We start from the raw sequence: 8,332 nt of genomic DNA, 5'->3' as shown, positions 1-8,332 counted from the left end.
TCTTCCGATCTTCGGCGTTCCTTTGGTGCAAGCGGCCCCCTCCAGCGACCATGGGCGGGAAATTGCCGACAGCCTTTCGGGCGGTCCAGATTTCTGGGAAGCGAGGGGGCTTGGGGCGAAGGATGCCCTGAGCTTGCGCCGCGCGCCGTTTGCGCATGCGCCACTCGTGACACGCTTCGCGAATGGAACCGTCCTCAAGAATCTCGGTTGCCGGATCATCAGCGGGGGACGTTGGTGTCGTGTGGAGCGGCCTGGCGATCCGGCCGTGCGTGGCTGGGTCAACGGGCGCTATCTGCGTGAATCCGCAGGGTCGAGATGACCGCTACTTGGGGTGCATAGGCGAAGCCATTGTTGCACCTAAAGTCGAAGACTTCGAGGCAACGCAGCCGATTGATTGGGCAACCTCCATCATCCCCCACGCTTCCGTGCCGGCGACTTTTGATGGGCCTTCGGATCGAAGCGGCTCTGACCGTGGATCTGCTGCGCGCCCGCGTCGCTTAACGTGGCGCGCGCCGTCGATTGCCGGGCGCCGCGATCCAAATCAGGGGCGTTGAGAGCGCGCGCCGTCATGACGACCGCGAGAATTGAATTGGTAGCGGGCGTCCGCTCGGGGCAGCTGATGTCGTCCATTGCACAATTCCTCGAATCCGTCCGGACGGCGGCGTGATCCGCGCCATATAACGAGAGGAATGTGGCATGAGCGCAGATGTGAGCACTCGGTCCAGCGCCATATGGTCGTTGTGACAGCAACCCGTCGGGCGCCCTACTGCCTTCTCGATTCTGACTGTGATTTCCGATTGAGCGGCCATTACCGACGCGGGATTTCACCCTCTCCCGCAAACGCCCCCATGGAGCGGTCTTGCTGTGCGGGTCCATTTCAGTCGTCCTCGACGTCAAATCGGAGCGGTTCGGCGGCTATTTGACGCAAGCATTGCATTAATAGTTGAAAATAGACTGGTTTGGCTGATTGTTATTTGGGCGAACTTCTATTGCTCCCATCAAAAAAATGCGTCAAACGCGCTTCTCCCCGAAAAAGCGACACAACTGTTATGTCTAAGCTGCGGGATGTCGACATAAATCACGAAAGGCGAAAGGCGCACGGCTAAAATGAATGAAAGACAAGATTTCGATGGCAAAAAGAAATGCGACAACTCCTGCCGAGTTTTAGTCGTCGATGATAACGAGGACGTCGCGAACAGCCTTGTTGCGCTCTTACAAGTGATGAGCGTCGACGCATGTGCGGTTTATGACGGACTCACCGCTATCGAAATGATTCCTAGTTTCAAACCACAACTGGTTTTTCTCGATATTGACATGCCGGACATGGATGGCCATGAGACCGCGAGACGCATCCGGGCGATACCAATCGCCGGCGCTATTTTTCTGGCCGCATTTTCGGGCTTGCCGAAAACGTTTCGAACCACCTCGACGGAAGATGTTTTCGATACGTATTTCATGAAGCCACTCGACGATAGGGTCCTCGGAAACCTCCTTTGCGCGGTTCTGTCAGAGCGAGGCGCGCGCGCCTGTAAACATTGCCCCGCATGCCAGGGAGGCGCGCCGGAACGGCCCCAGTTCAACTAGCCCGCTAGGGAGCGAGGTCGCCCGCACGCGCCAGAAGATCGTCTGTCGGCATCCTTGTTGTGGGTCCGACTGTCGCCACGTCCACGATCTTCGTCAAGGCGCCGGCGAGGATCGCCAATTGCGCCTCTTTTCGCTCATTGCGTATCCCTTCCGTCGCCGCCCTGCGCCGATCGAAGCGCTTGCGGAGCGGTGGAGACAGCGGCCGGGCGCGCGCGCCCGTCGTCTTCGGCGACGGTCGCGCCATTAATGCGAGCGATAAGGGTCCGCGACGGCCTGAACCTCACGACCTTGCGCGCCACGATCGTCGCCTCGGCCCCCGTCTTCGGATTGCGCCCCGGGCGCGCCCGTTTCGAGCGGACATCAAAGCTACCGAAGGAGTACAATAGCACCGACTCTCCCCGTTCGAGCGCCTCGAAAATTTCCTCGAAGAACATCTCAAGGATGTCGCGGGCCGCCGCGCGGGACAATCGCCCCGCGCAATTGGTGAAGATCGATTCTTGCAATGCCTCCCGCGTCAGGGCGCGTCCGCTCTTGCTCTTCAAAATAGGCTCCTCAAAACCCCTTGGGCACACGATAATGGCGGCTGCCGTCCAGTGACGAGAAATCTCTGCCGCCTTGGCGTCAATCTCGACACAGAGATGGTTCTTGCCCTTCTGATCCTGGCATTTGTCGGTCGGAAGCGCACGCTTTTGGCGTGAAGCGCGCCGCCTTTCTCCTCCATCTCCTCGACCGTCGCAGCCACCACCCGAACGCGTGCGCGTTCCTCAATATTTGAGAGGCTAGAGGATTTAGCGTTTCAGGGTGAGCAGTCGATCTTAAGACGCTTCGCTGGCACGCTGCAAAAATTAAGACTTTTGAGGACAATCCTTGACCGTTGCGCTACAAGAGGTTACGTTTATCGAAAGATATGTCCGATAGTTTAGCCCCAAAACGCCTTGGTTACGCCCGCGTCTCCACTGTCGGGCAAACCCTTGAGGCGCAACTCGACCAGCTCAAGGCGGCGGGGTGTTCGCGCGTCTATCGCGAAAAGGTTTCCGGCGCGAAAGTGGACAGGAAGGAGCTGGGCAAGCTCCTCAAATCCATCGCTTCCGGCGACGTCGTAGTGGTGACGCGGATCGACCGCCTCGCCCGATCGACCTTCGAGCTGTTCGCTATCGTCAAGCGCATCGCGGACGCGGGCGGGCAGTTCCAGAGCCTTGCCGAGCCATGGGCGGACACCGCCACGAGCACCGGACGGCTGATGATCGCCGTGTTGGGCGGCCTGGCCGACGTGGAGCGCGACCTGATCCGCACCCGCACCAGCGAGGGACGGGCGCGGGCGAAAGAGCGCGGCCAGCAAATGGGCCGCCCCGCCAAGATGACCGTCGCGCAGAAACAAGAGGCGAGACGGCGGCGCGCCGATGGAGAGGCCGTGGCCGATCTCGCCCGATCCTATGGGGTGAGCCCCGCCGCCATCTACAGGGCCACTGCCAATGCTTGACGCCGTCATTCTTCGCCGAACGGACCCAGGCCGAAACATGGCCAGGTTCTATCGCTTGGACATTCAGCCTGATCTGTTCGGCGAATGGCGTCTTGTCCGGGAATGGGGGCGCATCGGGCAAGCGGGACAATTACGCCAAGCCATCTATCCCTCTCAGGCGGAGGCTAGAACTGCCCTTGAACGACTTTGCCGAGTCAAAGAAAAACGCGGCTATGTGTATGTAATATAAAGACATTATCATATATAGAAAAGAAACGCAAAACTCGTGGCTCCTCCCGTCTCAACGTCCCATGCCTGTTCGGCCGCCTCGCTCCTCCGATAAGCTGCCGCCGAACGGACGTTTGGCGTCAACCATCCGATTTGGCAGAAAGGCCCGGCGCAAACCGGGCCTTTCTGCCCTCAAAGAGGCAAGGTCGGCGTTGCTTTGATTAGAATCTGGCGACGACCGACGTGGGTCTCCAGTCGAAATGGTAATTGACGCCAACGCGGGCGATTACACCCTGATAGTTGAACGTCGTCGTTGCGCCATTGATGATCGCAATCGAGTTCGGCGCAGCAGGATTGATCAGTGGACTGAATTGGCCGCCGACCGACTGCGAACCCAGGTCATAGTAAAGCGCCTCGACCTTCGCGCTCCAGTTTTGCAAGAACATCCACTCCGCGCCGCCGCCAACGGTCCAGCCGACCCTTGTGGAGCTAAGGGAAGTCCACGTCGGGGTAACTGGATTTTCGGGATGCGCGATCTCGTTTCCGGGATGCCAGTGATAGCCGCTGGTGCCCACGCTCGCGTAGGTGTTTCCATAAGCGAAACCGCCGGTGGCGAAGAGTAGCAGAGATGGCGTCGCCAGTAAGCCGACGCGGCCTCTGGCCGTGCCAATCCACCCAATGCCGGCAGAAGCGTTCACGACCCCGCTTTGCAAATGCAGGAAGTTCTCCGCGGGGTTTGCCGTATTGCCGGAAGCCCCCGCCAAGCCATACGACGTTCCGCCGCCCGAGATGCTGGTTCCTTGAAAATCCGTCTCGAAGCCGAGCACAAAATGCGGGCTGACCTGATAGTTGTAACCAATCTGCCCGCCGCCGACAACGCCGGCCTGCCCGACGCTGGCGTTTCCAGCCCGATAGCCGGACGTCCAGCCGAATGGTAGATTATACGCGCCTGCCGCCCAGTCGTAGATGGAATAGCCAGTGGTCGTAACAGTTGTGGAGGTGCTGACTCCGCCACCCAGGTTCAGACCGGCATAAAATCCTGTCCACATTGGCGGCGGCGGGGGTGGAGGCGGCGGAAGGACTGGCGGTCCCTTATGCCAAGGAAGGTCGGCCGCAAGAGCGGAGCTCGTGATCAACGCGAGGGTCGCAACCGAAAGAGTAATCTTTCTCATTATCCGGGGTCTCCACAGGAATGACGATCGCATATGTGCGCTCGACTACTGCTGAGTATCGGCCCCGAATTGCTCCAGATTTTCAGCAACGTTGCTGATTTAAGAACAAGCTGGCTCGGTTAAAACGCCGCAAAAAACCTTTTGTCGGCTAGCGAAGCGATGAAGTGCTGAACCAAATTGTATAGGATGATCGGCAGCATGATGGCGAGATGATCGTTTACCTCACCCACGAAGCCGCAGAACTGTGCAGAATTGTTGTTGAGATTTGAACGGCATCAGCCGATCGCCGACACTCCTGATATCAGAAAATGAAAACTGGCGTCCGGTTGGCGAATGGCGTGACCGTTAGCGCGAGTTCGAAACGAATTGCGCCCACTTCGATGCAGGCATCGTGCGGTAGGCTGTCCGAAAGGCAGAAGCGAAATCCTCGCCGGCATACAGTCCCTGCAACAATTCGTCGAAGGCTGGCTGATCTGCGCGCAGGAAATCGACAAACATGCCAGCCTGCCGATAGGCGAGGTACGCTAGGCGGATGTCGAATTTCTCAATCGGCTTCTCGAACGGCACTGCCGTGAGGTTAAGCAGCGCGCCGCTGTCGACGATGGCGATGCGCGGTCCGGTGGACATTTCAGCCCGCGCTTCTTGCGGCGTCACCTTTTCCGCGCCGCCGCCCTCCGAGACCGAAACCGCAAGCCCCTCCTTGAACCAGTTTGGCAGATGGACGTAGGCGAACCACGAAAGATTCTGCTGCAAATTCACGTGTGAGAGTTCGTGCGTCAGAACGGCGGACAAGCGTGCATGGTCTGCGCCGCAGAGACGCGGTGCAAGTGTCAGCCGACCGGTGAATGTGACCCCGGCCGGCCCCGCGCTCCCCACCCCGTTTGCGAGAGCATAGGCGTCGTCGGTCGCATAGACGCCGACAATTGGCCCGGAGACAAACTTGCGCAATTGCTGGGCCTCGATTGCGGTGACCGTTTTCGGCAACAACGCGGCGACTTCGGCCGCGCATGCTTCCGCACCCGGCTGGAAATGCACACGTGGTTCGGCTCCTACCGCCGGCATCTGCACGGGCGAATTGATGAGCGCGCTCACCCCGTAGCGCAAGGGAGGGACTGCGGCGAGCGCAGCTCCGGCGGTTGCAAACAGCGCGGCGCAAATTAGGCCCACTATCTTCAGACGCATGGCAATCCTCCAATTTGAAGCAAACCATACCGTAAAATGACCAGCGCGGCACGTTAAGCTTCGACAAGCCCGCGTGGCGTCTTGCCCCGCTGAACGAGGAATCGCTGTCGAGCTCTATTATTTCTTGGACGCGAACCCGCGCTAGGCAGGGCATCAGGGTTGCAGCTCAATCGAAAGAGGCTACGGGCGCCTGGATTTCGTAACGCGCGCCGTGTCGGTCAAGGACGAGGCGTTTCGGAGCCCCCGGCACGCCATGCAGAAGGTCAAGAACCGCACCACGCGACAGTCCTGGCACACGGACACCATCCACGCTTTCGATGCAGTCGCCGATTACTATGTTGCCGTCTAGCGCATTGTCGTGCGCAAAGCCGCCGATCAAATAGTCGCCTTGCCTGCGCACAATGGTCAGCGCGGGCTGGTCGTTCTCGCCGCGGAGGGCGGGCGCCACGCGCCGCCAATAGCTCACGGCGTTGGGATAATCGATCGTGATTACGAAGGGCTGGAGCGCATTGGCGCCGAGCCAGCCGGCCACAGGTTCGCCATCGATTGTCGGGGCGGCTCTTGCAAAGCCGCCCCAGAAAATATTGCCCGTGAACTTTTCCGCGAAAGCTCCCAGCAAAGGCGCCGTTGCTAGAAAGCCGACGGCGCCAAGCTCCAACCGCGCGTCCGTACCGACAAGAACGAGCGGAGCACGCATCAGGCGGCCGCGTTTTTCCAGATCGAAATCGACCATATTGGAATTGCTCTGGCCGACCGCGCCGGTGGCGCGCAGCAGGGATGGATCGTCTTGCAGGAGCGCATCGCCGAGATCGCCGCGCATCCACGAATAGCCGGCGCCGGCGTCGATGACGAAGTTTTCGCGCCGTCCCCCAATATCGGCCGCAATCGCAGCAAGGCCAGTTTGCGGATGTATTGCGAGAGGAATCGCCACCCCCTTGGGGCGGACCGTCTCGGGCGCCCGTAACGCAAAAACTTGAGCGGGATAATCGAGCGTTAGGATATAGTCCCTCAGCATTGAGGCTGGCAGCATCAGTTCCACCAGCCGCGGCGCGAACAGGTGGGCAAAGCTTGGATGGCCGAAGCCGTCATCGCCAACCGTCACCTCGATTGATGGCGCCGCGAGCGTCTGGCCAGCGACACGTACGACGAGCGCTCCTGTCTCATTGAGGCTGATTTCCCGCGCGAGCGCCTCCGTCACGATTGGTTTGGCCATGCCCATGTTGAACCACGCGAGCGCCGTGCGCAGTCCTGACGGCGTCTCGATTTGCACGTCGAGCAATATGCGTCCGGCATCGTTCTCGAAATGCGCTCCGGCTGTCTTGCGCGGGGCGGCGCTTGCGTAAACAGATAAAACCAAAATCAGGACGAGCGACATCGCCTGCGCAACCAGCCGCGCCATGAGAGTTCTCCAACGTGTAAAGTGAAATTTAGCCCGCCGCTTCGATCGCCTCGGCGTCGTCCTCATATTCAAGAAGGTCGCCAGGCTGGCAGCGCAAATGTTTGCAAATGGCGGCGAGCGTCGAAAACCGCACGCCGTTCACCTTGCCCGATTTCAGAAGCGACAGATTCGCCTCCGTCACGCCGACTAGCTGCGCCAATGTTTTTGATCGCATGCGCCGCTTGGCCAGCATGACGTCGAGCCGCACTACAATCCCCATCACACGAACCCGTCCCTATCCTGTTCAATAGCTCCTGCGCGCGCGTTCGCCTGCGCCAAAAGCGCTAGCAGAGCCGCCAGCAAGAGCGCGCCGAAGAATTCAAAACGCAGCCAGATCGGATCGCCCGTCATGCCGACCAGAATGGCGACCCCATGCGCAAGCGGCGGCGCGAAAGCGTAGGCGACAAAGCCCCAGGCAATGCGCCGCAGGCCTTGCGCGCAATCGTCCGAAAACATCCGCCCTTTCGAAAAGGCCGCCGCCAACAAACGCGCCTGGTGCAGAATGAAAACAGCGGGTGCGCAGAGAAGGAGAACCAGCGCTACGCCGACCAGCCGTTGCGACACGCTAAAGGCGTCCATCGTCACCGAGCCGGGCGAATCGCCCGCAAACAGCGACAGGCCGCCGACGCCGAAACGCAGGTTTGGGCCGTCGTAGAACATCACCGCTAGCGCCAGCGAAACGGCGAAGAGGAGCGTAACGATGAAAGCCACGCCGAGCGCCAGAGCGAGCGCGCGGCAAATGCGCTCCCAACGCGAAGGGGTCTGCGGACCAGATGGCGCTTTGGCCAAATCGGGGAAGGGAATGACTTCCATGAGGAAGTTTCATAACATAGAAATTTGTTTCTGTAAAACAATAATTATTGAGTCCAATTTCGCCAAAACGACGGGATCCGCGTGTCCGACACTAACTTGGATTTAGGAGGGATTGTTTGGAAACTGAAAGATTTTGCTTACCGCTCCGGCCGGGGCGTCTGCTGGCTCAACCGGGCTGACGAAAGCGTCACCGCTAGGGCGCATTTGCCCACAAGCGGTCGGCAGGGACGTTAAGCTCGAGGGCGCCGCCTTCAGTCATTTTGAATTCAGCTTGCCAATGCGACAATCCAGGCAGAGCTCAGTGAGAATAGCCATGCCGAGATTGAATTGCGTTTCTACGCTCGCTTCGCTGCTTTTCGCTGCGCTTACCGCAGCGCCTAGCGGCGCCGCCGAACCAGCCTCGGCGCAACTTTCCGCGCGCGACCTCGCCCTGATCAACGCCGTGACCTGGGGCGC

At 59.8% G+C, this 8,332-nt stretch carries 11 protein-coding genes; 3 read left to right on the top strand and 8 right to left on the bottom strand.

Translation table 11 applies throughout. The features are described from left to right. The coding region (locus tag PHX18_09100; protein MDD3594763.1) for an SH3 domain-containing protein at positions 1-319 on the top strand (319 nt) is incomplete at its 5' end. A gap of 89 nt (positions 320-408) precedes the next feature. On the opposite strand, the gene PHX18_09095 is transcribed toward PHX18_09100, so the two are convergent. Then, on the bottom strand, positions 409-630 hold the full coding sequence (locus PHX18_09095) for a hypothetical protein (GenBank protein ID MDD3594762.1): 222 nt from the start codon (positions 628-630) through the stop codon (positions 409-411). A gap of 477 nt (positions 631-1,107) precedes the next feature. On the opposite strand from PHX18_09095, the gene PHX18_09090 reads away from it, so the two are divergent. Continuing rightward, positions 1,108-1,584, top strand: coding sequence for a response regulator (locus tag PHX18_09090; GenBank protein MDD3594761.1), 477 nt, complete (start codon positions 1,108-1,110; stop codon positions 1,582-1,584). A gap of 134 nt (positions 1,585-1,718) precedes the next feature. Here the strand turns inward: PHX18_09090 and PHX18_09085 are convergent, their stop codons facing one another. Next, positions 1,719-2,126: an integration host factor subunit alpha gene (locus PHX18_09085; GenBank protein MDD3594760.1), complete on the bottom strand. Its 408-nt coding sequence runs from the start codon at positions 2,124-2,126 to the stop codon at positions 1,719-1,721. 365 nt (positions 2,127-2,491) lie between these two features. On the opposite strand from PHX18_09085, the gene PHX18_09080 reads away from it, so the two are divergent. Further along, positions 2,492-3,064, top strand: coding sequence for a recombinase family protein (locus PHX18_09080; protein MDD3594759.1), 573 nt, complete (start codon positions 2,492-2,494; stop codon positions 3,062-3,064). A 428-nt stretch (positions 3,065-3,492) separates the two neighbouring features. Here the strand turns inward: PHX18_09080 and PHX18_09075 are convergent, their stop codons facing one another. The 6 genes from PHX18_09075 to PHX18_09050 all read right to left on the bottom strand — a co-directional run. Further along, positions 3,493-4,320 (bottom strand): outer membrane beta-barrel protein, encoded by an 828-nt coding sequence (locus tag PHX18_09075; protein ID MDD3594758.1) that lies wholly within the window; start codon positions 4,318-4,320, stop codon positions 3,493-3,495. A gap of 468 nt (positions 4,321-4,788) precedes the next feature. Next, complete coding sequence (locus PHX18_09070) at positions 4,789-5,625, bottom strand: hypothetical protein (GenBank protein ID MDD3594757.1); 837 nt, start codon at positions 5,623-5,625, stop codon at positions 4,789-4,791. A 166-nt stretch (positions 5,626-5,791) separates the two neighbouring features. Then, positions 5,792-7,024 carry a hypothetical protein gene (locus tag PHX18_09065; protein MDD3594756.1) on the bottom strand — a complete coding sequence of 411 codons (1,233 nt, stop codon included), beginning with the start codon at positions 7,022-7,024 and terminating at the stop codon, positions 5,792-5,794. 28 nt (positions 7,025-7,052) lie between these two features. Continuing rightward, positions 7,053-7,283, bottom strand: coding sequence for a helix-turn-helix transcriptional regulator (locus tag PHX18_09060; GenBank protein MDD3594755.1), 231 nt, complete (start codon positions 7,281-7,283; stop codon positions 7,053-7,055). Beyond that, complete coding sequence (locus tag PHX18_09055; GenBank protein MDD3594754.1) at positions 7,283-7,876, bottom strand: DUF2975 domain-containing protein; 594 nt, start codon at positions 7,874-7,876, stop codon at positions 7,283-7,285. Before PHX18_09055 ends, PHX18_09060 begins: the two co-directional genes overlap by 1 nt. Before the next feature lie 255 nt (positions 7,877-8,131). Beyond that, a partial coding sequence (locus PHX18_09050; protein ID MDD3594753.1) for a hypothetical protein occupies positions 8,132-8,332 on the bottom strand: 201 nt, incomplete at its 5' end.

This window comes from Candidatus Gastranaerophilales bacterium (genome assembly GCA_028696075.1).
In the GTDB taxonomy this organism is placed as follows: domain Bacteria; phylum Cyanobacteriota; class Vampirovibrionia; order Gastranaerophilales; family JAILCC01; genus JAQVHS01.
The sequence above is the reverse complement of the archived record's forward strand: the minus strand, read 5'-3'. Positions and strand labels throughout refer to the sequence as shown.

Bases quoted from the DNA above. Each gene is read 5' to 3' on its own strand.
- PHX18_09090 (MDD3594761.1), top strand. From the start codon at position 1,108: ATGAATGAAAGACAAGATTTCGATGGCAAAAAGAAATGCGACAACTCC.
- PHX18_09070 (MDD3594757.1), bottom strand. From the start codon at position 5,625: ATGCGTCTGAAGATAGTGGGCCTAATTTGCGCCGCGCTGTTTGCAACC.
- PHX18_09080 (MDD3594759.1), top strand. From the start codon at position 2,492: ATGTCCGATAGTTTAGCCCCAAAACGCCTTGGTTACGCCCGCGTCTCC.
- PHX18_09075 (MDD3594758.1), bottom strand. From the start codon at position 4,320: ATGTGGACAGGATTTTATGCCGGTCTGAACCTGGGTGGCGGAGTCAGC.
- PHX18_09095 (MDD3594762.1), bottom strand. From the start codon at position 630: ATGGACGACATCAGCTGCCCCGAGCGGACGCCCGCTACCAATTCAATT.
- PHX18_09065 (MDD3594756.1), bottom strand. From the start codon at position 7,024: ATGGCGCGGCTGGTTGCGCAGGCGATGTCGCTCGTCCTGATTTTGGTT.
- PHX18_09055 (MDD3594754.1), bottom strand. From the start codon at position 7,876: ATGGAAGTCATTCCCTTCCCCGATTTGGCCAAAGCGCCATCTGGTCCG.
- PHX18_09060 (MDD3594755.1), bottom strand. From the start codon at position 7,283: ATGGGGATTGTAGTGCGGCTCGACGTCATGCTGGCCAAGCGGCGCATG.